Consider the following 23,995-nt stretch of genomic DNA (forward strand, 5'->3'; position numbering starts at 1 on the left):
AGTTAGATTTTTACGGCTAACTTTTGACAAGCAAACACACAAGCATTAACGTGAGCCGTCAGTTTCAAATAAGGATTTTTGGTCGAATGTATAAAGCCTTCTATGGATTAAATGATAATCCGTTTTCAATTGCGCCTAACCCTCATTATATGTTCTTAAGCGACCGTCATCGTGAAGCGTTGGCTCACTTAACTTATGGCCTGGGTGAAACCGGTGGGTTTGTATTGTTAACCGGCGAAGTCGGTACCGGAAAAACCACCGTGTCGCGTTGTTTGTTGCAACAAATACCCGACAACACAGACACCGCTTTTATTCTTAACCCTTCTTTGACCGAGCTAGAGCTGTTAGCCACATTATGTGACGAGCTGGAAATTATCTATGGCGACAACCCTACGTTAAAGCAGCTTACAGATTTGATTAGTATGTATTTGCTTAATAATCATAAAAACGGACGCAACACGGTATTGATTATTGATGAAGCGCAGCACTTACGCTCCGAAGTATTAGAGCAACTGCGTTTATTAACGAATTTAGAAACCAATACTAAAAAGCTGCTGCAAGTGATTTTGATTGGGCAGCCTGAATTACAACAATTACTGAAACGCCAAGATTTACGTCAATTAGCACAGCGTATTACTGCTCGCTATCATTTATTACCACTGAATAAAGATGAGATCGGATTATACGTATTGCATCGATTACAAGTGGCAGGCCGCCATGAGCCGTTATTTACGCGCAAAGCGATAGCTGCATTACATAAACATTCTGGCGGTATCCCGCGTTTAACCAATTTATTGTGCGAACGTGCATTAATGGCGGGATATGGCCAGGCGAAAGTACCGATTGATCACAAAATGGTTAATCAAGCGGCGATTGAAGTGCTAGGTGATATTGACGTCTCTGCTGATAAACGTTGGCCATTTGTTGCTGCCGCGGCGCTTGTGTTGGCATTTGGTTTATCTTTTTACTTATTTAATCGCTCTGCCATTGATGAAAACATCAATACAGCGGCAATATTGCCTCCTGTTTCTGCCAATGTCGCTACATCTGGTATCGACAATACGCGGCCAGCAGCAGTAGTACAGCAGCCAGTACAAACCCTGCCTGCGGTTAATGCAGAGCAGCAAATTTTACGTCAGGCGATGTTACAAAGCAGCAGTATCGATAATGCATTTGCCGGTTTATTTGGTTTATGGAATAAGCAGCCCATTACGGGGTTATCTGCTTGCCAGGCTGCTCAACAGCAAGAGTTAGCCTGTTATCAACAGCAAGGTAATTGGCACAGTATTATGCGCTTAAATTATCCCGCGGTTGTTTACCTGCAAGATGCACAAGCCAATGTGTTTTACGGAGTGATTGTTGAGCGTCAAGCTGAACAGATTTTATTGCAACTAGGCGAGCAGCAGTTTTGGGTAAATAAAGATTGGTTTGACCGACACTTTAGCGGCACGTTTGAAATTTTATGGCAACCCGACAGTGTGTTGCCTCGTGAGATTGGTCAGTCTTCAAGTTTGGCGCAAGTGCAATGGCTTGAAAATAGTTTAGCCATGGTGGATCAGCGTCGAGCTCGTTTATTAATTCAGTTTGACAGTGATTTAGAGCAGCAATTAATGCAATTTCAGCGTCAGCATGGATTAAAGCCAGATGGCATTGCCGGCAGCCAAACACTGATACAACTTAATTTATATTTGAGTCAGCAAGGTCCAAGGTTAGCAGCCGCCGAGGTACGCCGTTAATGTCTATTTTATTAGATGCTGTTAATCGTAATAAACAGCAGCAAGTCGATGTAGCAGACTTAATGTCTACACCTGGCGCTCATTATTCCTCGCCATCACGCCCTGCGAGGAAGTTGAATCCATACAGTTTACTTGCAGGTGCAATAATATTAGGTATAGGTGCTGCGTGGGGGATGAGCGTGTTGTTAGTACCGTCACCACCTCTATCAAAGGTTGATGTACAGGTTGAACCTGAAAAAACTCTGGGAGTGAGTCAGCCAGGGGCTCCAATCATTAAGTCCACATCAGTGAACAACAATAATGACGCAGCTTCTCAAACCAATGACCAGATCCGTTTAGCGGGTAAAGTGGCGCTGCCGATAGCCAAACCATTTAATCAATTCTCTAACGCATCAGCGGCATCACCGTATGCTAATAACAATAATGGTTATGTTAATGATACTGAGGTAGCAGAGTCTTATTCACAGCCAAACACTGTGGCATCAAATGACAATCAAGATAATCGTTTTAATGACAATGATGTCGCTAATCGTGAGTTGCAGCAGCTTCAAGATCGACAGCAACAGGCTCGTCAGCAAGAGCAAATAATATTAGGCGCCAATGCTAACAGACGAGGATTAGCCGAACTTGAGGCGTTACGAATGCAGGTTAATACTGCAGCCCAAGAAGTCGACTTTGCTTCGGTTAAAGCCCCTTCAGTCGATGAGCGTAATAACTTACTGGCAGCGTTTGAAGTTGCACTTAAAGATGTTGAGTTTGAACAATCAGTTAATCAACAAGTGACAGAGCCAAAGCTTGATCCTATCCCAAAATCGAGTAATCAACAGATCCCTAAGTATGGCGACTTACCTGCGAGTGTGCAGTTACAAGTACCTGAGTTTACTATTAATGCGCATGTGTATTCATCGGAGCCCAATAACCGTTGGTTAAATGTCGATGGTGTCGAGTTACAACAGGGGGACATGATTCAAAATAAACTGACGATTATTGAAATTCGTCCTCGTGATATCGTACTGGATATTAATGGCGAGCAATTTAGAGTGCCAGCTATCTAATCGGTATCACGTTGGCTAAAAATAACAAAGGCGCATCATGCGCCTTTGTTGTTGGTGAGTATTATAGATGAGCTTTAGCCGTGAATATGGTTAGCTAAAAACAAAGTTAAGCCATAACCTATGCAATAACATAATAGTAATGCTGGTACATATTTTAAGTAGCTTACAAATGTCAGCTCTTCTACTTTGCTCATGGCGATAATACCCGACGCAGAACCGATGATAAGTAATGACCCACCGACTCCGACAGCGTAGGTTAAGCTTAACCACTGCGCCGTGGTTAACACAGGATCGGCTTTTAATAACGCCGCCGTTAATGGCACGTTGTCTAATAGTGCTGAGCCCATACCTGTAAAGAAGTTAGAAATACTTGGATTATACATTCCGTACACATCGGTTAGCAGGTTAAGTGTGCCAATTTCTTTCAGCATGCCGACCAATAATAAGATCCCTAGGAAGAATAATAAGGTATCAAATTCAACCTGACGTATGTATTCAAGTACCTGTACTTCTTCGCTATTACTCTTGTTCGTGCGGCCCACTAAGAACATCACTGACAAACCGAATAAGAAGGTTAATACTGGTGGAATACCAAACAATACGTTAAGTACCATGGTTAAAATAATGGTCGCGAAGAAAATGCAGCCAATAACGATATCGACCGTATTGTAATTTTGTTCAACAGGTGTGGTACTCACACGGCCTTCGGCTTTAAGTGAAAATAATACCGCCAGTAAACCAACACTTATCCCTGCAGGTATGAACAAAATCAGTAACTCAGAGATATGCACTTTGCCGGCTAAGAAAATCATTAATGTCGTCACATCACCAGTAATAAGTGCAACACCACCAGAGTTAACCGCAAAAATAATCAACACTGCCATACGGCGACGCATTTGGCTGTCTAAATTGAACGTGGTGAGCAATCCCAAAGACACTAAGGTGGCAGTTACGTTGTCACAAAAGGTTGATAGCACCAACGAAAACATACCCACTTGCAACATCAGCATGCGCACTGACACTTGTTGTGGGAAGATTTTCTGCACTAATACCTGGATCATACCCTTAGCATTAAGGTATGCGACAAAGGTCATGGTCGACATTAAAAACAACCACAGCGTGGCAATTTCTAATAAGTTTTCATTGAGTTCTTCACCTACCAATTTACTGTTTTCTGGACTACCAGAGGCCATAAAGAGGGTGATCCAGGCAACGCAGCCAAGGAACAAGGTGGTTTTTGCTTTATTAATATGGGTAACTTCTTCGAGCACGATACTTAACAGTGCAAGCACCGCAAGCGAGATAAGAAAGGTATGTAGCATGACTGCAATTCCAACTTTGTGTTGTAGGTAATTAAGCTCATTACCGTGAATTTCTGCTCACTTAATACAAACCGTGTTTTAAGGTTCAATTAAGCTTATTTTTGGCGGTGCGATCACATCACACCACGGGCGTTTTCGCAATATAGATCACAGTTTTTTTCGTAAATTATCGACCAAAGTCGTGGATAAAATAATGAACACGGGAAAAGGGGATAGGAATTTGTTAACACAAATAAAAATAGGATAAACAACTTAGTTGTTTATCCTATTTTTGTTATCAACTATGCGCTTAACGTAAAATGGCGTTAAGCCTTAGCATGATTTACTTCATAGCAGCAAAAATACGGTCAACAGCGGCTAATGTGTATTCAATTTCTTCATCGCCATGAGCCATAGATAAGAAGCCTGCTTCATAAGCGCTAGGCGCTAAATATACGCCTTCATCTAACATTGCATGGTAAAAATGACGGAAATGCTCCATGTTACATTGAGTGACTTGAGCAAACGAGGTCATTGGTGCCGTGTCTTCAGTAAAGAAGAAACCAAACATGCCGCCAGCATAAGTAATGCTTAACGGAATACCGTGCTTGTCTGCAGCCGCTTTAAAGCCTTGTGCAACACGTTTGGTTTTATCGGCAAGCGCCTCATATAAACCAGGCTCACATAATGCTTCCAGTTGCGCTAAACCTGCAGTCATTGCAATTGGGTTACCCGATAAAGTACCCGCTTGGTAAACTGGACCCGTTGGAGCAATATATTGCATGACGTCTTTACGGCCACCAAAAGCACCGACAGGCATGCCGCCGCCAATCACTTTACCTAGTGTCGTTAAGTCTGGCGTTACGCCATAGAAGCCTTGTGCACCGCTCATAGACACACGGAAACCTGTCATGACTTCATCGATGATGAGTAACGCACTGAATTCATCACAAATCGCACGTAGGCCTTGTAAGAAACCGTCTACAGGTGGAATGCAGTTCATGTTGCCAGCAACAGGCTCAAGGATGATACAAGCGATATCGTCTGGGTGTTGTTCGAAAATAGCACGTACAGAATCAAGGTCGTTGTACGTTGCTGTTAACGTGTGTTTAGCAAAGTCTTCAGGGATACCAGGCGAGCTTGGCTGACCAAGCGTTAATGCACCAGAACCTGCTTTAACTAACAAACAGTCTGCATGGCCGTGGTAACAACCTTCAAACTTTAAAATGTTGTCGCGATTAGTAAAGCCGCGGGCTAAACGAATGGCGCTCATGGTCGCTTCAGTACCTGAGCTCACCATACGGACCTGCTCCATTGATGGCACCATCGAGATGACTTTTTCAGCCATTCTGACTTCTAATTCAGTTGGTGCACCAAATGACAAACCATTTTCTACAGCCGTTAATACAGCTTGACGAATTTTAGGGTGATTATGGCCTAAAATCATCGGTCCCCATGAACCAACGTAGTCGATATATTTTTTACCGTCAGCATCGAATATATAAGCACCATCAGCTTTTTCGATAAATAACGGCGAACCACCAACACCATTAAAGGCACGAACGGGTGAGTTAACGCCACCTGGAATGGTCTTTTTAGCCTGTTCAAATAATACTTCGGAACGGGTCATGTCTAATCCTTAATATAGTGTGCCAATTATCTATCGGCTTTACGTGAATACCAGTTTACTGGGCACTCATACTTTTCGAGTTGATTTTCAACTCCAAGTGTTAATGCAAAGAGTGCCATACGGATAAGTAAGCCGTTGTCGGCTTGTCTAAAAATAGCCAAACTTGGATGGCTGTTTAAATCATTGTCGAGCTCGTTTGCTTGTGCGCGCGAATCTCGTGGTAACGGGTGCATAATCACAGTATTGGACTTGCAATGCTGCGTGTAAATATTGTGATTTAAGCGAAATTTGCCGCGATACTTGTTCGCTTCTTCTTGTGACGGAAAACGCTCTTCTTGAATGCGGGTCAAATACAAAATGTCGGCATGATGTAAATTACCTTCAAGTTGCTCTGTTATTGTGATCTTATGGCCAGCATTTTCAATGTCGGCGATCACATAGTCAGGCATTGCTAGCTCACTGGGTGAAATCAATGTGAACTTAATGTCTTTATGCATACAAAGTAAGCGCGATAAAGAGTGAACTGTACGGCCATATTTTAAATCACCTACCATTGCAATGTGCATACCGTCGATGCCCATACCTGCGTGGCTGAGCTCTTTTTTAATGGTAAACAAGTCAAGCAAGGCTTGAGTAGGGTGCTCATTTGGACCGTCGCCACCATTAATGACTGGCACTCGGCTGCCTTCTGCGAACTCTTTAACTGAATAAGCATCGGGATGGCGCATGGCAATCACATCAGAATAAGTCGACAGCACTCTGGCGGTATCATAGAGCGATTCGCCTTTTGATAATGACGACGATGCCATTCCGGTGGTTTCACGAACATGGCCACCCAGTAAATTAAATGCACAGCCAAAGCTGACGCGAGTACGGGTACTAGGTTCAAAAAACAGGTTACCTAAAATAGCGCCCTCTAACACCTTGGTGCGTTTTTCACGCAATGCGTAAGGGGTCATTTTATTAGCGACGTTAAAAATAGTGTTTATTGAATCCAGATCTAACTGGCTTACGGAAAGGATATGTGAACCTTCGAACTGCATCATCAGCCTGATTTCCAGAGTGTAGGGTAAAATAGTCACCAAAACAGCGTGCTATTTTACCGTTATTTATAGGGTATTTATCGGTTTTTTTTATCATGTGGCTGAGGCAAAATTGTAGCAGAAAATAAACAGCAGATAAATATGCTGGTCGAGATTCACTTACTGCGAAATAGAACAAATCAGTGACGTTTATTGGCGGTGTATTCACGGTATATTCTGGCGCAGTCGGTTAATAAAACACCTTTAAATTTGCCCTGAACGGATTTCTTGCAATAAGTTTGTCCAGCTAATTACCCCAACTACTTTTTGGCCATTGGGATTATTGGGGCTGTCTCGATAAATATACACTTCACCTGAACGTTTCGCCGCTAAAGCTTCATAGGCTTCGTTGAGTGTTGCACTGTCTGGCAATCCTGGCATAGGGTGACGAGACAAGGTGGTTGAGTCTTCAAAAGACTGCATTTCGAGGCGTAACATTTCTATTTGGCCTTCGCCATTTCGCACCAATACAGGTCTTCCCTCGGCGCGCTTTAATACTTCAAGCAGCAGTTCATCGTCATCGTTAACAATCACAAAGCGGCGGTCCATTAATACCCTTACCCCTTTCTTTTGCAAGCCCTGGTTCAATGGTGCAACCTTGTACCCCAGCCCCATAATGTCTAATTGTTTTAAGAAAATAGAGCTAGTGTTAAAACCCTGGTAAGCCACCAAAAATGCCGGAATGGTAATAAACATCGCCGGTAAAATAATGGATGTGTCATTGCTCAGTTCCAGCAAGGCCACCAGTGCAGCTAATGGCGCGCTTAAACAAACGCCCATCATTGCGGTCATGCCAATGACGGTATACAAGCCAACATAAGGCGCAATCGATGGAAATAACAAACTACTTAAAATAGCCAAAATAGCGCCCACTAACGCCCCAATACCATAAAGTGGGCCAATTAATCCACCGGGTACGCCAAAACCAATGGCGGCGATTGTGGCCAGCATTTTTGCCAGCAGTAAGCCAATTAAAAACAGCAGGCTAGGGTGTTCGCTAATGGCTTCATGAATAGCAAAGTCACCAGAACCTAACGCTTGTGGCATCACTAAGCCAATTAATGTGGTGATCGTCGCGGCAATGAGTAATCGGTAAATTAGCGGCCACTTTTGACCTCTTGCTGTTACGGTTAACAGTGAAAAGTTAAACAGTGCCGCAACGCAGCCCAGCACCACACCGCCGATAAGCAAAATAGGATAGTGGTCTAGCGGAATACGGATGACATTAATTAGCTCGTATTCATGCACGTTACCAAACACCAATTGGCTCGATACTGCGCCGCAAATGGCCGATAACATAATGGGGAAAAAATAATGGATTTTATATTCGCGTACGATGACTTCAAATACAAATAATACGGCCGCGAGTGGCGCGTTAAAGGTTGCTGCAATCCCTGCGGCTATGCCGCTTGCACACATAATACGCACACTATTATCTGGCAGGCTGAATTTCTCTGCCAGCACACTGGCGCTTACTGCGCCAAGGTGGATCGCCGGGCCTTCTTTCCCGACAGAGAAGTTACTCATGAGGGCAATTAAGGCCTGAAAAAATTGCCCAGCAGCAGATTGCAGAGGTACTTTGCCATAATGTAACTTAAATCGATGCAGAACATAGGCAATGCCCATACGGCGGTAACGCTTTGAGCCTAGTAATGACAATAACCAAATTAATGCCGCGCCAATCAACGGCAGATAACTTCGCCAGTCCGTTAATGTTGAACTGATAGTATTCGTGTCCGAAAGCAGATATTGTTCTGCCCAAACCAGGCTTAAGCGAAACAGAATAATGACCACTGAGGCTATTATTGCAAACAGCAGAGCCAGTGCACAAAGTTGTACACTAATTTTGGCTTGAGACAGTTTATCTCTAAATTCATTGTGCAGATATTTGCGCGCCGCTCTTTTGGCGTGAATAATAGCGACTTTATTTATCTTAAATTGCACTGTTTAGCTCTAGGCTCATTGGCATTCGAATTCTTTAAAAGGTTGTTACCTAATGTTAAATTATCACCGTTGGTTAGACAGACTGCAAGTTTTAGAACGTAAAAATAGGACATCGAGCAAATACTTACTCAGCTTAGTGCTGGTGTCATTTCTATTGGGCGCCGTCAGTTTTAATCTTTGGCTGTCGTTTGCTCCAGAGGCAACGCCCAATAGTGCCAGTGGCAAGCGTAAATTATTACAACAACTTGACGAGCAAGCTCAAGTCTTAGCCAGCCGTAATATAGCGCTAAGTATTGCTGAAAATGCCAATAAAGAAATGCAAGATATGTTTAGCCAACAACTGACTCAGCAAAAAGCGTTAGAAAAAGAACTCGCATTTTATCGCAGTGTGATGGTGACCGATGCCGACGTTGAAGGCGTTGCCATTAATACCGTAGAGCTAGTGCAAGGTGTGAGTGCCGAGCAATTTCAGTTACGAATCGTGCTCACTCAGTTACAAAAACGCAAGGCGAAAGTGAAGGCCAGTGCAGAGGTGACGTTAATAGGAAGCCAAGATGGCAAGGCCAGTTCACTGTCATTAAATAAGTTATTGAACAAAAAGTTAGATTTTGAATTTAGTTATTTTCAAATTATGGACAGCGATATTGTTCTACCTGTAGGGTTTAGCCTGCAAAGGATAGCCGTTAAAGTGAAGGTGAATGCGAGTCGCGGCGTTAAAGGCGGTGCTATTGAGCAAACCTATAATGTGCCTGAGCTATTGATGGGTGAAAAAGAACTGCGGGTAATACTTGAACAAAATAGTCAGGTAAAGGATAATTCTTAGTAGACACCGAAGTAAGAGGTAGTAATGACTGAACAAACTGATGCAGCAATGCCGATCCAATTTACCGATGCTGCAGCAACTAAGGTAAAAGGGCTGTTAGAAGAAGAACAGAATCCTGAATTAAAACTACGTGTATACGTTACAGGTGGTGGTTGCTCTGGTTTTCAGTATGGCTTTACGTTCGATGAAAAAGTCAACGAAGGTGACTTCACTATTGAAAAGCAAGGCGTACAACTTGTTGTTGATCCAATGAGTCTTCAATATCTTATGGGTGGCGAAGTGGATTATACATCTGGCCTTGAAGGTTCTCGTTTTTTTGTTAAAAACCCGAACGCAACGACAACCTGTGGTTGTGGTGCGAGTTTCTCGGTGTAATCGTTATATCCGAAACTTCTTGTTGGGTGACAAACCTATAATAAAAAAGCCGTCGAGAGACGGCTTTTTTGTATCATTTTAGCGAGAAGGTTAACCGCTAATAATATTGAAGTTGATGCGCGACTTAAACCATGCTTTGACCTTGGTATTAAAGCTTATCCACACTTGTAGCATCCCCACAGCGATAAGCACGCTATAAAGAATCCAGTCTGGCACCACTGTTTGGAACGCACCAAAATCCACGGTGGTAGGCCCAGCGTCAAGATTATCAGGGTCGTACATAATAATCGGTAGCATACTGCAAAGCATGAGTTGAAGCAGACTGTAAACCCGCAATAAATACAAAGCCGCTTTTTGCCGGCCCATAATGCCGAGCACTAACATCAGTGTTAATACGCATAACATCGCACTGAGTTCTGACATTGATTGAGCAGCAATTAGACCGCTAACCGAGGTAATGACATAAACCAACATTAACGCGACTAGTCGCTTTGGTATGCTTGGTTTGGCCGCATCAGTAGTGGTGACTGGCTGAGTTGATTCTTGGGTCATTATGCTCTATTCAATTTGTGTGCAGATTAATGCTTAGCTTGCGACTTTGGCGTTAAACGTTCGTTAACTTCATAGGGTGGAACAACCACGCCTAAGTCTTCTTGAACTGGGAATACCGCAATAAATAAATCGTCATCTTCCATGCCGCTCACCCAGCGTTCTTGGAATTCTGACAATGGAATTGCCAATGGTTCGCACTCATTCCATTCGTCAACCGCCCAAAGTGCGGCAGTTTCTTCCGATGGCCACATCGGGATGCAATCTTCATCTTCGGTGGTTAGCATGACGCAACCATCTTGATCTTGCAGAGTCCATATGGTTTGTTCTGCTTTAACTTGCTCAACCATATAATCGTAACGGCCTTCTGGCGTAAGATTCATTAACTCAGATACACTTTTAACTTTGTTGCTCATATTGACTCTCATTAATTAGTAAAGGCTTTGCTAAACCCAATCGATTTGGCAAATTTGCGGTCATCATAACATTGAGGCCCGCATTGAAAAAGTTATCTTGCTCTAAAACGACCACCCAGTACGGCAGCGCGCGATGCGCCAGTGACTGCCGGTAAGTTTGCTGGTAAGTCGTTATGATGACGCATAGCGAGCCAGGCAAAGGCAATGCCCTCAACCCATTTAGCATCCACGCCTAAACCCGCTGTGGTGTCCATTTTATAACCTGGGACTAATCGCGCTAAGCGTTGCATTAACTCGGTATTCAGTGCGCCGCCGCCACAAACAAACAACTCGCCAGTCGTCGACAGCTTATTAATATCATTGGCAATGCTGTGGCAGGTTAGGTCGAGTAAGGTTGACTGAATATCTTCCTGGTCTAAGTGACTATAATCAGCTAATTGCTGCTCAAGCCATGCCTGGTTAAACAGTTCTCTGCCTGTGCTCTTAGGCGCAGATAAAGAAAAATAAGAATGCGATAATAGCTGCTTAAGAAACTCTGGATGAGTTTCACCTGAGGCTGCCCACGCGCCATCTTCATCAAATGCGTGGCCTAAACTCTGGTTAACAAAGTAATCAATTAGGGTATTGCCTGGGCCGGTATCAAAACCGAGAACATCATCGCTGTTGCCTGGCAAATAAGTAATGTTAGCGATACCACCAATATTTAAAATGACTCGCGTTTGCCCTTGTTTAGCAAAGACTTGCTGATGAAATGCGGGTACTAGCGGTGCACCCTGGCCACCCAGCGCAATATCTTTGCGTCTAAAATCGGCAATGACATCGATGTTGGTTTCAACAGCGATGGTATTGGGGTCACCAATTTGCAGGGTAAAGCCCATTTCTAAGTTAGGCATGTGACGCACAGTTTGTCCATGCGATCCTATTGCGATAACTTGCTCTGCGGTGATATTGGTTTTTGCCAGTAAGTTATTCACGGCTTGGGCAAATAATTTACCGACACTGCGATCAAGGCGACCTAAGCGATTTATTTCATCATCGGTTGCAGCTTGGCATAAGCGCTGTAAGCCTTTGAGTAAATGGCTTGGGATATTTTCAGTGTGGCCTGCGATAAGTAATGGGTGTTCACCTGCAAAATCGACCAACACGGCATCGACGCCGTCCATGCTGGTGCCCGACATCAGGCCGATAAAATATTCTGGCTTAGACATGAAATACTCTCTGTACTGAAGTCGCGAGCAAGGCAAGCAAATTAATTGCTTGCCAATTGCTGCTGTTGATTTGATTTTAATTGCGCCATTAACTGTTTACTTAAAGACGAAAACTTGCCTTTTTCGCTGCGGTTAATGGGCATTGATTTAGGTAAATCTATGGTGCGTGGATTGCGATGTACACCGTTAACAATAAACTCATAATGTAAATGGGCGCCAGTTACTCGACCTGTTTTACCTAAAGTACCAATCACTTGACCTTGCTTTACCGTTTCACCACGATTTACTTTACGTTTGGTTAAATGCAAATATTTGGTGGTGTAGGTTTCGTTGTGTTTAATGAACACATAGTTACCATTAAATTGGTTATACCCAGACTCAATCACTTTGCCTTTACCGGCGGCTTTAATCGGTGTGCCGATGGCTGCAACATAATCAACACCACGATGGGCCTTGATTTGACCTGTTACCGGGTGCAAACGGCGTGGGTTAAAGTTAGAACTGACATACTTAAAGTCGACTGGCGAGCGTAAAAACGCTTTACGCATGCTGTTGCCGTTTTCTGAATAGTATTCACCGTCGGTATAACGCACTGCAGTATATCGTTCGCCCTGGTTAATAAACTCGGCGGCTAAGATATTACCGTTACGTAAAAATTGGCCGTCGGCATATTCTTGGTCAAACAATAACGAAAAATGATCGCCTTTGCGAATATCTAAAGCAAAGTCGACATCCCAGCCAAAAATGTTGGCCAGTTCCATAATGTGATTTCCTGACAAACCTGCGTCAGCGGCGGCATTCCAAAAATTGCTTTTAATGGTGGCGGTAATAAACGAGGTACGACTTTGCACTTCTTTGGTGTTTACCACTTCTTTGTATCGGTCATTGTTATGACTGATCACTAAGGTAGACACTTTATCCATGCGGTAGCTCAGTTCTTTTAACTCACCTAAATCATTTTTGCTGATGGCAATTTCTTCACCCGGCATAATGGTAAGCAAATTCTTTTTTGCCAAAGGCAGTTGAGTAATGTCATACACATCTTTAGCGGTTAACCCTGCACGGCTGAATAACCCCCCTAAAGTGTCACCTTTTGCGACTTCATAATATTCAACGGTGTAATCATCGTTGCTCGCTTGCTGTTTTATTTTTGCTTTTTGCTTGGCGAGTTGGCTATCAATATCATTGAGTACTCCATCGACACCCTCTGGGCGGGTTTGCAGCATCGCGAGGTGTTGTGCAAATGCCTCGTCGTCAGCGGTTTCAGATACCGCCTCATGTTCGTTCACATTTTGTGGTGATAATGTACTGTTATCAAAGATATTGTCGGCAATCTCTTCTTGCTCAACATCTTTGTCATCTGTAGGGGCTGTAGGCGTTCTAAAGGCCAGCGGTGCAGAATAACGAGTATCGTTTTCTGTGGTGTTTTTATCTGTTGATTTGCTCACTAATTGGGTTTGTTTAGATGCTTGAGCATCTTCCGATGGAAACATCAGAATAATAGTGGTTAACATCACTAATAATGACAGTGTGATTTGATGTGCTTTTGGCAACAATGTGAATAAAGTTAGAAGCTTTGCCATTGACTCAGGTACCAATTTCTCTCTAGTGTTGTTATCTGCTAAGTGTACACTCTTTCATTTGCCGTGGCTAACAAGTAACATAGACCTCTTTATTTTTTGTGCAAGCCCTGGGAGTTGCAGTAGAGATGGCGAATTTAGATCAAGTATTGGCAGAGATTAAGCGCGGTACCGATGAGATATTACTTGAAGCGGATTTGCTTGAGAAACTGAAAGAAGGGCGCCCATTACGCATCAAACTAGGTGCTGATCCTACCGCTCCAGATATTCACTTAGGTCACACGGTTATTTTAAACAAAATGCGCACTTTTCAAGAACTCGGTCACGAAGTGATTTTCTTGATTGGCGATTTTACGGGCATGGTCGGTGATCCTAGCGGTAAAAACAGTACCCGTCCTCCATTAACTCGTGAGCAAGTGCTTGCTAACGCTGAAACCTATAAAGAGCAGGTCTATAAAATTTTAGACCCGGCTAAAACACGTATCGAGTTTAACTCTAGCTGGTTAGAGCCATTAGGCGCCGCTGGGATGATCCGTTTAGCATCGCAACAAACCGTTGCTCGTATGATGGAACGTGACGATTTTAAAAAGCGTTATTCGTCTGGGCAGGCCATTGCTATCCACGAATTTATGTACCCATTACTGCAAGGCTACGACTCTGTTGCGTTAAAGGCCGATGTTGAATTAGGCGGTACAGATCAAAAGTTTAATCTATTGATGGGGCGTGAGCTGCAAAAGGCGGAAGGGCAAAAGCCACAAACCGTGATCATGATGCCGCTGCTTGAAGGGCTTGACGGCGTTAAAAAAATGTCTAAGTCGGCGCACAACTATATTGGCGTGAGTGAGCCTGCTAATGAAATGTTCGGCAAAATCATGTCGATTTCAGATGATTTAATGTGGCGCTACCTTGAGCTGTTATCTTTCCGTCCTCTTGAAGAACTTGCACAGTTTAAGTTAGACGTTGAAAACGGCACTAATCCACGCGACATTAAGATTTTGTTAGCCAAAGAAATTATTGCGCGCTTCCATGATGAAGCGCAAGCCGACGCTGCGCATCAAGCCTTTATCGATCGTTTCCAAAAAGGCGCGATCCCAGACGATATTGAAGAAGTGGTATTAGAAGCAGGTGAAGGCTTAGCGATTGCTAACTTACTTAAAGATGCTGGACTTGTGGGCTCAACATCAGACGGTATGCGAATGATTAAGCAAGGTGCTGTGAAGATGGATGGCGAAAAAGTGGAAGACAGCCGTCAAAGCTTTAATGCCGGCCTAGAAGCTGTATTCCAAGTGGGTAAGCGTAAGTTTGCGAAAGTTATTTTGAAGTAACGCTTTAACCACTCATAAAAAACGGCTGATTAAGCCGTTTTTTTATGTCTGAAATTTATTATTAGTATCTATTGCGACTCAAGTTGATCTGACATGGTTTGATAATCCATTAAATCCATCTGTTCTATCAAACGCTCGGTATTGTTATCAAATTTAAGCGTCGTGACACCGGGGACTGCAAGGTCAATAATTTTCCCCGGTTTGCCGAATTGATCACCTGGGCCTCGTAAACGATAACTGCCTATAATCACCACCAGCGAACCGGTATTAAACATATGTTCTATGTTTAAACGGTATTCAAGCACACCTTCATGGGCGCGTTGTAAAAAACCAATAATTTGTCGTCCACCTGTGTAGGTTGTATTGGCTGTTTTGTCGAAAAAAATAGTTTCACGAGAATAAAAGCGTCGCAAAGTCGAATAGTCATGATCGGTTAATGCTTCCATATATTTCATGGCAAGCTGCTGCTCTTTAGGCATATCTCCAATATTGGCGCTGATTGAAAAACTGCAGACTAAACAACATAATAGCAATATTATTCGCACATTAAATTCTCTTTGTTTTTAAATCGAAAGCGGGCAAAGACAAATGCCAGCGGATAGCGCTCAGTCGAATGATTAAGGTACTGATCATTGCGATAAACATCGATGTCATACTGTCCATGCCGACGGCCAAGCTTAAGGTATAACAAATACCACCGACGATGGAAGCGGTAGCGTAAATTTCGGTACGTAACACCATTGGCACCTGGCGGCATAACAAATCACGAATAATACCGCCACCCACACCAGTAATTAATCCCATTACCACCGCAATCATGCCAGACAGTCCCATTAATAAGGCTTTCTCGGCGCCAATCACAGTAAACAATGCTAATCCGAATGCATCGGCAACTGGCAAGGTTATCGCAGGTAATTTATGCGGTTTACGCACGAGCACTAAACAGGCTAATACAGTCGCTAAAATAACGATGATGTAGTTTGGGTCGCGGATCCAAAATACCGGTGTTGCGCCAATTAATGCATCGCGAATACTACCACCGCCAATAGCCGTTACTGAGGCAAGAACAATGACGCCAAACGGATCCATTCGATGTTTACCTGCTGCCAGTGCGCCAGAAAGCGCAAATACAGCTGTACCACACAAATCGAAAATATAGATCCACTGACTCATTTACTTAACTCTTTGAGGTGAATATTGAGTGCATCTACTGAGATGCGAATTTCAATCACCGATAAAATCAATGAATACAGTAACAGCAATAAACTTAAGCCAAACACCACTGAACCAGTTTGGTTAAAACCTGTGTAAATTAATATCATGCAAAGCACGCATAAAGCAAAACTACTCACGCCTGCTTCTTGCATTTTGCGGATAATAATAATGCGCTGACGTAAGTTTTTTATTTGGTCGCCCTGCACTGGTTTTTTATCGTTACTCAATTGACGGATTAATGCCGCCAGTGAAAAAAAACGGTTGGTATAGGCCAGCAGCAATAATGAGATAGCCGGAAATAGCAATGCTGGAGTCGTTAATGATACATGTAAATTGTTGAGCAACATGGTCTTCCTAAGCAGGTCTTTTAGCGGGTAAATAGTCAACTGTCGATGACTATAGAGGATTTACAGTGGTAAAGATGTAAGCCTTTTGCCAGATGTTATGTTAACAATCGATTATGACGCTACATCGTAATATGTCAGCAACAAGCAAATGTGGGTGTATTATCGCTAAATACTGCTGTGTTTAAAACAGTATTTACCAGTTTTAAATAAATCTTAATCCAGTCCAAATCAATGGCAGTAACAAGGTTAAGCTAATCCAGAATAAGTTGGCTGTTTGAGTTACGGTTATGGCTTGGTTTATGTGGCGATAGTCAGGCAAGGGTCCAGCTTTCACCTTTGGTAAGTCAACGCGAATAGTTTGGCCATTGTTTATAAATTGCTGCGGCCCACCAAGCTCGATGTTAAGCAACTTAGCAGCCAAGGCATAACTGCCGTAATGGTTATTAAGCTGCTGTTTATTACCCGGTGCTGGCAGCATAGACGACGCAATAGAGCTTAATCCGAGTTGGCCAAATTGAATTGCAAGCGAGCAATGCCATAGCAAAGTAGGAATAAAAAAGATTACCCGATTAAATTGGCCTACAAAGCTTGAAAAAATATGAAAGTGCGGATGGTAAGTCGGCCAGCTGTGTTCAAGCTGCCTTAACATTCTCACCACTAATGCCATGGTCGCGCCGCCTAGGGCAAAAAATAATACCGTGGCTAAGGTGCCGTAGATTGGGGTGGTAAATAATTTTTCGATAGTCGTTTTACTTAAGCCAACCGCTGACAACACTTGCGTGTTTTGGCTGACCCATGGCGTGAGTAATTGTTTGGCTTCTTGTTTGTTATCTGTTTTGATAGCCAGTGCTACTTTTTCGGCAACAGGCTTAAAGGCTGAATCGCATAAACAAAAGTACACAATAATCAGTTCAAAAAACCACGGATATGCAGCAAGGCTAAGTAAAAAGCTAACAATAATGCCGATCGGCACGACCAATAATAATGTCGCTAAAATACCTGCTGTCAGTTGCTGGCTTACGGCGCGATCAGGATGATTTACCTTGGTCGCAATCAATACTGCAATACGATTAAACCAAAGCAGCGGTTGTAAATCTCTTGGAATAGGGGCAAAACGCGCGAGGATTAAGGCGCAAAATAAAATACAGCAGCTTTGTAATAATCCACCGTCCTGGCTCAACAATTGCGGATTGAATAATTGATTAATCATAGAGACTCAACAGTTGGATGGACGACTCGAGCTAACAGGATAAATAAGCTGCTGTTCAGTATAGCGTTAAAGCGACTGGTTCAGCACCTGTATTGATGAGAAACTGAACCAGTATATAGTAGATAATTTACAGCTGTTGTAACAGCGCAATAACCATCATGGCAGAGTGCATGCCTGCTTTGATAATGTACGAGTCGAAATCAACTGGCGAATCATTATTGGCGTTGTCTGACAGTGAACGGATCACCACAAATGGCACGTTAAACTGATGACAAACCTGAGCAATGGCAGCGCCTTCCATTTCACATGCTGCCATGGTTGGGAAGTTTTCGCGCATCACTTTCGTGCGGACTGGATCGCAAATAAAACTGTCGCCGGTACAGATTAACCCTTCAATGGCGTTTACTTCACCGAGTTCGGCTACTGCTTTTTTCGCGGCATTAACTAATGTGCTGTCGGGTAAAAACGCGGCTGGCTGTTGTGCCATCTGACCAATTTCGTAACCAAAAGCAGTCACATCAACGTCGTGGTGGCGCACTTCAGATGAAATAACGATATCACCAATTGCGAGTGTATCGACAAAACCACCTGCTGAACCGGTATTAATCACATGAGTGACGGCAAACTTTTCAATCAGTAAGGTTGTTGCAATACTGGCTGCCACTTTACCTATACCTGAGCGTGTCACAACCACTTCTTTATCGGCAATGTTGCCACTGATAAATTCGATGCCTGCAATGGTAGTGTGTACAGGGTTGACGATTGCTTGCACTAAATGAACTACTTCTGGCTCCATAGCGCCAATAATACCGATTTTCATGAGTAAACCTTCACTGATTAAACAAATTCGAATGGGCGCTAATATAGCATGGGCGGGGGAATTTGTGAAAAATACGCTTGAGTTAAGTGATTTGTGCGCAATGGCCAAAAACCGCTGGCGGAGCGTTATCCTGCCAACGGTTTTAAATCGATAATTGAGTTAAAGAGGGCTATTGGTGCTGACTTTGCGACAATAAATTATCGATGGCTTTCACTACGCGAATACTGGCATCTTCCATGGTTTCAAGATGAGCTAAAATCGTGGATTCATCACCAGATTGCATGGCTGCAACCGCGGCTTTACCTTCGCTATGCACAGTTTTATGTGGTTGCTCAATCGCCTTAAAGCTGGATAAACTAGCAAACTGCTGGCCTTCGCCATGGTAATACCATTTGCCGAGTCGACATTCGGTGTGACTGTTGACACTGGCTTTGCTGTCTTTATTGGCTAATATACTGTAAACGTTACTCTTCCAGACGCTATGGTCTAACTTCACCGTGGTTAAAAATGCGGTCATTGACGCTTCACCAATAACACGTTTCATTACACCAGAGCTTTGCAGCACTTCGGTAACCACTTGATCAATTTGTTCTGACGAGACGGCTATTTCACTTGAACAAGTTTGGTTGGTTATCACAACTTGTTTAATTTGTTCGGTTTGCTCTATGACCGTTGCAACTAATTTTTCAATATTGGCACTGGCGTCATGAGCATTACTGGCTAATTGCCTAACTTCACTGGCAACAACGGCAAAGCCTCGACCAGCATCTCCCGCACGCGCCGCTTCAATGGCAGCATTAAGCGCAAGTAAGTTCGTTTGTTCAGAAATTTGTTGAATTGATGACACCAGATTGCTGATGCCATTAGCGGATTCGCTCAACTGTGCTGCTGTCGCCATACTTTTTTCTGCATGATCATTTAAATGCCCTGCACGGCCTTTTAAGTTACCAATAGCGACACGAGTCTGATTAAACAGTTTGTCTACTTCAGACAACATCTGTTTTTCGTCATCTAACTTGATTGAGTTCGCCAGAGTGGTGTCTCGGATATCGTTGAGCATCGTGGCGCCTTGTAACTGTAAATTAGCGCGTGCTGCATCGTATTCAGATTGATTATCAGACGTCGTTAATTGCTCGGTTAAGGTCGCAACACGTTGTTGTAATTGAGTGAGTTCATCACTATGTTGTTGCTCTTTTCTAACAATTTGATGTTCTAGGTCGGCAATGCGGGCTTTCAAGCTTTGGGTAAAACCGATCATAGTTACTCTATTGGTTATTTGTATATTAGTAATATAGTGGTCAGGTTTTACTGTTTAATCAAGCATTGTAGATGTTACGTATCACAAATTGAGAGAATAAAAATCACAACATTAAATGAACTAATGAGTATGGAGTTCTCTTTATACTTTTTAATACAACACGTTGCCGTTAACTTAACTTGCTGTATTACAATAAGATTCTAAAGTGTTATTTGTTCTTGTTACTAAACGGCATCCACAATAAACCGTTTAACCATGCATTTTGTTTTGCGTTTGGGTATTGGGTTAACCCTATATCGATTTGATTATCAGGTTTACTGGCTTTGGCGGTATAAGTGCCAAAAATTTTGTCCCACCAGATAATACTAAAACCAAAATTACTGTTACTTTCGGCCATTATCTGGCTGTGATGAATGCGATGCAATACCTGGGTGACCAGAACCAAGCGAGCTAGTTTTTCAGCTTTGGCGGGTAAGCGTATGTTGGCGTGGTTAAAAATAGCAAAGCCATTGAGCAATATCTCAAACAAGATCACCGCTTCTGCAGGGATACCCAATGCCACAATGGCAATCGCTTTTATGCCAAGGCTGGCAATGATTTCGATAGGGTGAAAGCGCAATGCGGTGCTGCTGTCGACGTGGCGGTCAGCATGATGCACTTTGTGCAAACGCCATAATAATGGAATGCGATGAAACAACCTGTGCTGCCAATAAATCAACATGTCTAACAGCAGTACACTGACGCCGATATTAAGCCAAAGCGGTAAACTCAAATAATGTAATAACCCCCATTGTTGTGAGCTGACATATAAGGCGAAGCCGGCTAAACCTAATGGCAGTATTAATCTTGCGATTAGTGATGAGATAATTAACAAGCCAAAATTACCCAACCACCTTGTTGCCATTGACGCTGCTTGAGGGGCTTTGCTCAGTGTTCTGGCTGGAAATAATAATTCCAGACTCATCATTAACACTAAAATGCTTAAAAACACGCCCAGTCGGATTGCTGCCATATCATCTATCATTTTTTAGGCTCCTCAAGGTTATTCTTTTGCTGGTGATTGGCTTGCAGGTTAGTAGGGTGATTTTTTAAGGTGTTATAACCACCATGAATACGGGTGAAAATAGTAATTGCCCCTAAAAAAGCAAACGTATAAGCCAGCGCTGGAAAGTAAGTCGGCCATAAACAGAATGCCACAAAAAAGCCGATAGTTTCTGTGCCCTCGGTCAGGCCATTCAAAAAATAAAAGCTTTTATGGGCAAACTGCGGCCGCGGTAGATTGAGTTTTTCGGCTGGGATTGCAAAAGCTAAAAAGCTCGAACCTGTTCCGATAAATACCGTCAGCAGCACCGCAGCGGCTAACGCGTTTTCATTGGGATTGGCGAGTGCAAACCCTAAAGGAATCGCGGCATAAAACAAAAAGTCGAGACAGATATCTAAATAACCCCCCGATGGCGTAGTGTGTTTTTGATGACGGGCAAGGGCACCATCAAGTCCGTCAATAATGCGGTTTAATACGATAAATAATAATGCTACGTACCAGGCTTGTAGAGCTAAAAAAGGCACTGCTAACATTCCAACCACAAAGCCGATGAGTGTAAGTTGATCGGGTTGTACTTGTTTTTTATCCAGTAGCAATACAATCGGTTTAAGCATGGGCTTAATCACTGGCGTAATAAATCTATCTAGCATTTGTGGTTTCCAATTAATTGATACATTTGTGGTTTATGTATGTTGAATAAAGTGTGTTGAACAATATCTCTAGAATAACCTGTACCTATTTTACCCACGCTAAAACAGCGAAATAATCTTCCCGTGAGCGGCATCAGCATCGCTTTGGTCATGAGTGACCATAATCGCGGGCAGTTTGTGCTGACGAATTTGCTCAAACACCAGTTGACGCGTTTCTTGGCGTAATTGGCTATCAAGCTTACTAAAAGGCTCATCAAGTAAAATGGCTTTGGGCTGACTTAATAACACCCTCAGCAGTGCGACTCTAGCTTGTTGTCCACCCGATAAGCTTTGTGGGCTGCGATGCTCTAAACCGGCTAATCCTACTTGAGATAATGCCTGGCTAATATCCGCTTGGCGTTGTGACTTGCCACCCGCTGGCATAGCGAAGCTAATGTTACCGGCGACAGTGAGGTGCGGGAACAGTAAAGGGTCTTGATATAATAAGCCAATACGACGCATGTGGCTGGCAGTGTCAGTGATGATCTGTCCATTTAGGTATAAATTGCCTTTGGCGCTGAATCCTTTAGGCAACATACCGGTGAGCCAATTTAACAACGTCGATTTCCCGCTACCCGACGGCCCCATGATGGTCAAAATATCACCGCCGGCAATGGTTTCGTTTAATGACAGCAACACCTGTTGTTGTCGTTGTATGCTTAACTGTTCAATCACCAATGAAGAGGTGTTAGAGCTTGGCGCATTTGTTTGCTCTGGCGTTGGCATATGTGTCCTTATTCGCGGTGTGTTAACAGCATTTTAGGCAGTGCCCATGCGAGCAGAAAACCAAGCGCTGGGAGTAACATTTGGACTAAGGCATAAACTGCACTGGTACGTCGGCTGGCGCCATTAGCCAGTGATACCGCCTCAGTGGTAATGGTGTTGATACGGCCACCGCTAGCTAATAATGTAGGTAAATATTGACTAAAGCTAATGGCTAAGCCTAATGCACAGGCTATTAAAATTGGCGCCAGTAACATGGGCAGTTTTATTTGCCAAAATATTTTTGCCTGGCTAGCGCCTAAACTGGCGGCGACATGACTAAAGCGTGGATCTAAACGCCGGTAACTGCTGGCCAGCGATAAAAATACATAGGGCAATACAAAGAGTAAATGCGCTAGTACCACATTGATAAAAGTATGGTGGCTGTTGATTTGTTCCAATACCCACACCAGGCCAAATAAAAACGCAATGCTGGGAATAAGCAAAGGTAAGTAAATGATCACGCTGCTTAATTTTGATGCTGTTTTACTGGTGTGTTGCTCGGCTTCAAGTGTCAGTAAAGTCAATACAATGGCTAATCCTGTGGCACAAAATCCAATTAACAACGTGTCGAGTAATGGCGTGTGCATTTGTTGTAATGCAGATTGCCAGTGCTGACCAACAAACGTCTGAGGCAGCAGATCAGGATAAGCCCAAAAACCTGCGAAAGACCATAACACCATGCCCAGCAAGGCTAAGCCGATAATCGTTAACATCATCACGGTTATTACGTGAGTGATGTTTTGCATGATGGCGCCGGCATATTCGCGCTTACCATTAACCAACATAGATTGAGACAGGGTTTTAATGAGCTTTTCAGCGAACCACCAGCCAAGCAGTAAGAGTAACGTCAATGCTATTTGTACTATAGCGCCAGCGGAGGCTTTAATACGCAAGCTTAAATCGACATCATGAAACCATTGCATAATGGCCACCGCAAGCGTTGGTGGACTATTAGGACCTAAAATTAAGGGGATTTCGACACTGGCACTGGCATAGGCGAGTACGGCTAAAATCGGTAAGCGCAAAAAGGGATATAAGCTGGGAAGCACGACTTTAAAAAAAGCAGTCATCGGGCAATAACCCAGGCTTAAGGCCACTCGATGTTGAGCGCGCAGCGTATGGCCTAACTCGGGCTGTGCCAGCACACCCAGTGCCATTAACAATAAAAAAGGCAATTCTTTGAGGGTTAAGCCTAAAATAATACTTAGGCCCATTGCATCATGTGGGAATAGCCAGTCGGGTGGTGTCTCCCAGCCACTTAACCAGGGTGACACCAGCCGTGAAAACATCCCTGACGGGGTAACTAAAAAGCCAATGGCAATCGCCGCCGCAGCATGCGGGATCACTAAAATTGGCCCTAACAAGCGTTGAATATAACCCAGCCAAGGGCTAGTAAAGTAACTGCCTAAAATTAATATGGTAATGACAAAAGCCAGTAAGGTACTGATAAAGCTGGTGGACACACTGAGCAGCGCCATATAGCCAATGCCGGGAGTTTGCCATAAATCAACAAAACCATTGATATTAAATTGAGTGTGTCCAAGGACCGGAAACCAGCCAAAAGCCGGTAACACCACCGCAATTAAACCGCCCATAACCGGCAGCACTAACAAAGCCATCATTAA

Annotated in this window: 23 protein-coding genes; 5 read left to right on the plus strand and 18 right to left on the minus strand. The window is 43.4% G+C overall.

What is annotated here, in order from left to right; all coding sequences use genetic code 11:
• The first annotated feature begins 86 nt into the window (after positions 1-86).
• Both AC19MX_RS06375 and AC19MX_RS06380 read left to right on the plus strand, forming a co-directional pair.
• Positions 87-1,736 (plus strand): ExeA family protein, encoded by a 1,650-nt coding sequence (locus AC19MX_RS06375; RefSeq protein ID WP_498297133.1) that lies wholly within the window; start codon positions 87-89, stop codon positions 1,734-1,736.
• The gene (locus AC19MX_RS06380; protein WP_498297134.1) at positions 1,736-2,791 is read left to right on the plus strand and encodes a general secretion pathway protein GspB; all 1,056 of its coding nucleotides are present in this window, start codon (positions 1,736-1,738) and stop codon (positions 2,789-2,791) included. Before AC19MX_RS06375 ends, AC19MX_RS06380 begins: the two co-directional genes overlap by 1 nt.
• A gap of 74 nt (positions 2,792-2,865) precedes the next feature.
• Here AC19MX_RS06380 and nhaD read toward each other — a convergent pair whose 3' ends face one another.
• The 4 genes from nhaD to AC19MX_RS06400 all read right to left on the minus strand — a co-directional run bounded on the left by nhaD (position 2,866) and on the right by AC19MX_RS06400 (position 8,748).
• Complete coding sequence (gene nhaD, locus AC19MX_RS06385; RefSeq protein ID WP_498297136.1) at positions 2,866-4,113, minus strand: sodium:proton antiporter NhaD; 1,248 nt, start codon at positions 4,111-4,113, stop codon at positions 2,866-2,868.
• Positions 4,114-4,435: 322 nt separating this feature from the next.
• Positions 4,436-5,722 carry a glutamate-1-semialdehyde 2,1-aminomutase gene (gene hemL, locus AC19MX_RS06390; protein ID WP_498297138.1) on the minus strand — a complete coding sequence of 429 codons (1,287 nt, stop codon included), beginning with the start codon at positions 5,720-5,722 and terminating at the stop codon, positions 4,436-4,438.
• A gap of 26 nt (positions 5,723-5,748) precedes the next feature.
• Positions 5,749-6,768, minus strand: a complete 1,020-nt coding sequence (locus AC19MX_RS06395) for an aspartate carbamoyltransferase (RefSeq protein ID WP_432399347.1) — start codon at positions 6,766-6,768, stop codon at positions 5,749-5,751.
• A gap of 240 nt (positions 6,769-7,008) precedes the next feature.
• Entirely contained in the window at positions 7,009-8,748 is a 1,740-nt protein-coding gene (locus AC19MX_RS06400; protein WP_498297140.1) for a chloride channel protein, read from the minus strand.
• A gap of 52 nt (positions 8,749-8,800) precedes the next feature.
• Between AC19MX_RS06400 and AC19MX_RS06405 the strand changes: the two genes are divergently transcribed.
• Both AC19MX_RS06405 and erpA read left to right on the plus strand, forming a co-directional pair.
• Positions 8,801-9,571, plus strand: coding sequence for a DUF6776 family protein (locus AC19MX_RS06405; protein WP_498297142.1), 771 nt, complete (start codon positions 8,801-8,803; stop codon positions 9,569-9,571).
• A 24-nt stretch (positions 9,572-9,595) separates the two neighbouring features.
• Positions 9,596-9,946, plus strand: a complete 351-nt coding sequence (gene erpA / locus AC19MX_RS06410; RefSeq protein ID WP_160053015.1) for an iron-sulfur cluster insertion protein ErpA — start codon at positions 9,596-9,598, stop codon at positions 9,944-9,946.
• 90 nt (positions 9,947-10,036) lie between these two features.
• Here the strand turns inward: erpA and AC19MX_RS06415 are convergent, their stop codons facing one another.
• The 4 genes from AC19MX_RS06415 to AC19MX_RS06430 all read right to left on the minus strand — a co-directional run bounded on the left by AC19MX_RS06415 (position 10,037) and on the right by AC19MX_RS06430 (position 13,702).
• Positions 10,037-10,498: a hypothetical protein gene (locus tag AC19MX_RS06415; protein WP_498297144.1), complete on the minus strand. Its 462-nt coding sequence runs from the start codon at positions 10,496-10,498 to the stop codon at positions 10,037-10,039.
• 26 nt (positions 10,499-10,524) lie between these two features.
• Positions 10,525-10,911 (minus strand): DUF2750 domain-containing protein, encoded by a 387-nt coding sequence (locus AC19MX_RS06420; RefSeq protein WP_498297146.1) that lies wholly within the window; start codon positions 10,909-10,911, stop codon positions 10,525-10,527.
• 92 nt (positions 10,912-11,003) lie between these two features.
• Positions 11,004-12,119, minus strand: coding sequence for an anhydro-N-acetylmuramic acid kinase (locus AC19MX_RS06425; RefSeq protein WP_498297148.1), 1,116 nt, complete (start codon positions 12,117-12,119; stop codon positions 11,004-11,006).
• A gap of 41 nt (positions 12,120-12,160) precedes the next feature.
• Positions 12,161-13,702, minus strand: coding sequence for a peptidoglycan DD-metalloendopeptidase family protein (locus AC19MX_RS06430; protein ID WP_498297149.1), 1,542 nt, complete (start codon positions 13,700-13,702; stop codon positions 12,161-12,163).
• 125 nt (positions 13,703-13,827) lie between these two features.
• Between AC19MX_RS06430 and tyrS the strand changes: the two genes are divergently transcribed.
• Positions 13,828-15,024 carry a tyrosine--tRNA ligase gene (gene tyrS, locus AC19MX_RS06435; protein WP_432399340.1) on the plus strand — a complete coding sequence of 399 codons (1,197 nt, stop codon included), beginning with the start codon at positions 13,828-13,830 and terminating at the stop codon, positions 15,022-15,024.
• Positions 15,025-15,092: 68 nt separating this feature from the next.
• Here tyrS and AC19MX_RS06440 read toward each other — a convergent pair whose 3' ends face one another.
• From AC19MX_RS06440 to AC19MX_RS06485, 10 genes are all read right to left on the minus strand, one after another.
• Positions 15,093-15,569, minus strand: coding sequence for a nuclear transport factor 2 family protein (locus AC19MX_RS06440; RefSeq protein ID WP_432399339.1), 477 nt, complete (start codon positions 15,567-15,569; stop codon positions 15,093-15,095).
• Between the two features lies 1 nt (position 15,570).
• Positions 15,571-16,197 (minus strand): trimeric intracellular cation channel family protein, encoded by a 627-nt coding sequence (locus AC19MX_RS06445; protein ID WP_498297150.1) that lies wholly within the window; start codon positions 16,195-16,197, stop codon positions 15,571-15,573.
• Positions 16,194-16,586, minus strand: coding sequence for a DUF2721 domain-containing protein (locus AC19MX_RS06450; RefSeq protein ID WP_160053023.1), 393 nt, complete (start codon positions 16,584-16,586; stop codon positions 16,194-16,196). The genes AC19MX_RS06445 and AC19MX_RS06450 overlap by 4 nt, the downstream gene beginning before the upstream one ends.
• Positions 16,587-16,788: 202 nt before the next feature.
• Entirely contained in the window at positions 16,789-17,796 is a 1,008-nt protein-coding gene (locus AC19MX_RS06455) for a cobalamin biosynthesis protein CobD/CbiB (protein ID WP_498297152.1), read from the minus strand.
• A gap of 127 nt (positions 17,797-17,923) precedes the next feature.
• Entirely contained in the window at positions 17,924-18,616 is a 693-nt protein-coding gene (locus AC19MX_RS06460) for a 5'-methylthioadenosine/adenosylhomocysteine nucleosidase (protein ID WP_498297154.1), read from the minus strand.
• 169 nt (positions 18,617-18,785) lie between these two features.
• Positions 18,786-19,874 carry a methyl-accepting chemotaxis protein gene (locus AC19MX_RS06465; protein ID WP_498297156.1) on the minus strand — a complete coding sequence of 363 codons (1,089 nt, stop codon included), beginning with the start codon at positions 19,872-19,874 and terminating at the stop codon, positions 18,786-18,788.
• A 208-nt stretch (positions 19,875-20,082) separates the two neighbouring features.
• Complete coding sequence (locus AC19MX_RS06470; protein WP_498297158.1) at positions 20,083-20,898, minus strand: sterol desaturase family protein; 816 nt, start codon at positions 20,896-20,898, stop codon at positions 20,083-20,085.
• Entirely contained in the window at positions 20,895-21,566 is a 672-nt protein-coding gene (locus AC19MX_RS06475; RefSeq protein WP_498297159.1) for a CDP-alcohol phosphatidyltransferase family protein, read from the minus strand. Before AC19MX_RS06475 ends, AC19MX_RS06470 begins: the two co-directional genes overlap by 4 nt.
• Before the next feature lie 99 nt (positions 21,567-21,665).
• Positions 21,666-22,331 carry an ATP-binding cassette domain-containing protein gene (locus tag AC19MX_RS06480; protein ID WP_498297161.1) on the minus strand — a complete coding sequence of 222 codons (666 nt, stop codon included), beginning with the start codon at positions 22,329-22,331 and terminating at the stop codon, positions 21,666-21,668.
• Positions 22,332-22,339: 8 nt separating this feature from the next.
• Positions 22,340-23,992: an ABC transporter permease gene (locus AC19MX_RS06485; RefSeq protein ID WP_498297257.1), complete on the minus strand. Its 1,653-nt coding sequence runs from the start codon at positions 23,990-23,992 to the stop codon at positions 22,340-22,342.
• Positions 23,993-23,995: the final 3 nt, after the last annotated feature.

The sequence above is a fragment of the Shewanella sp. MF05956 genome (genome assembly GCF_059758055.1).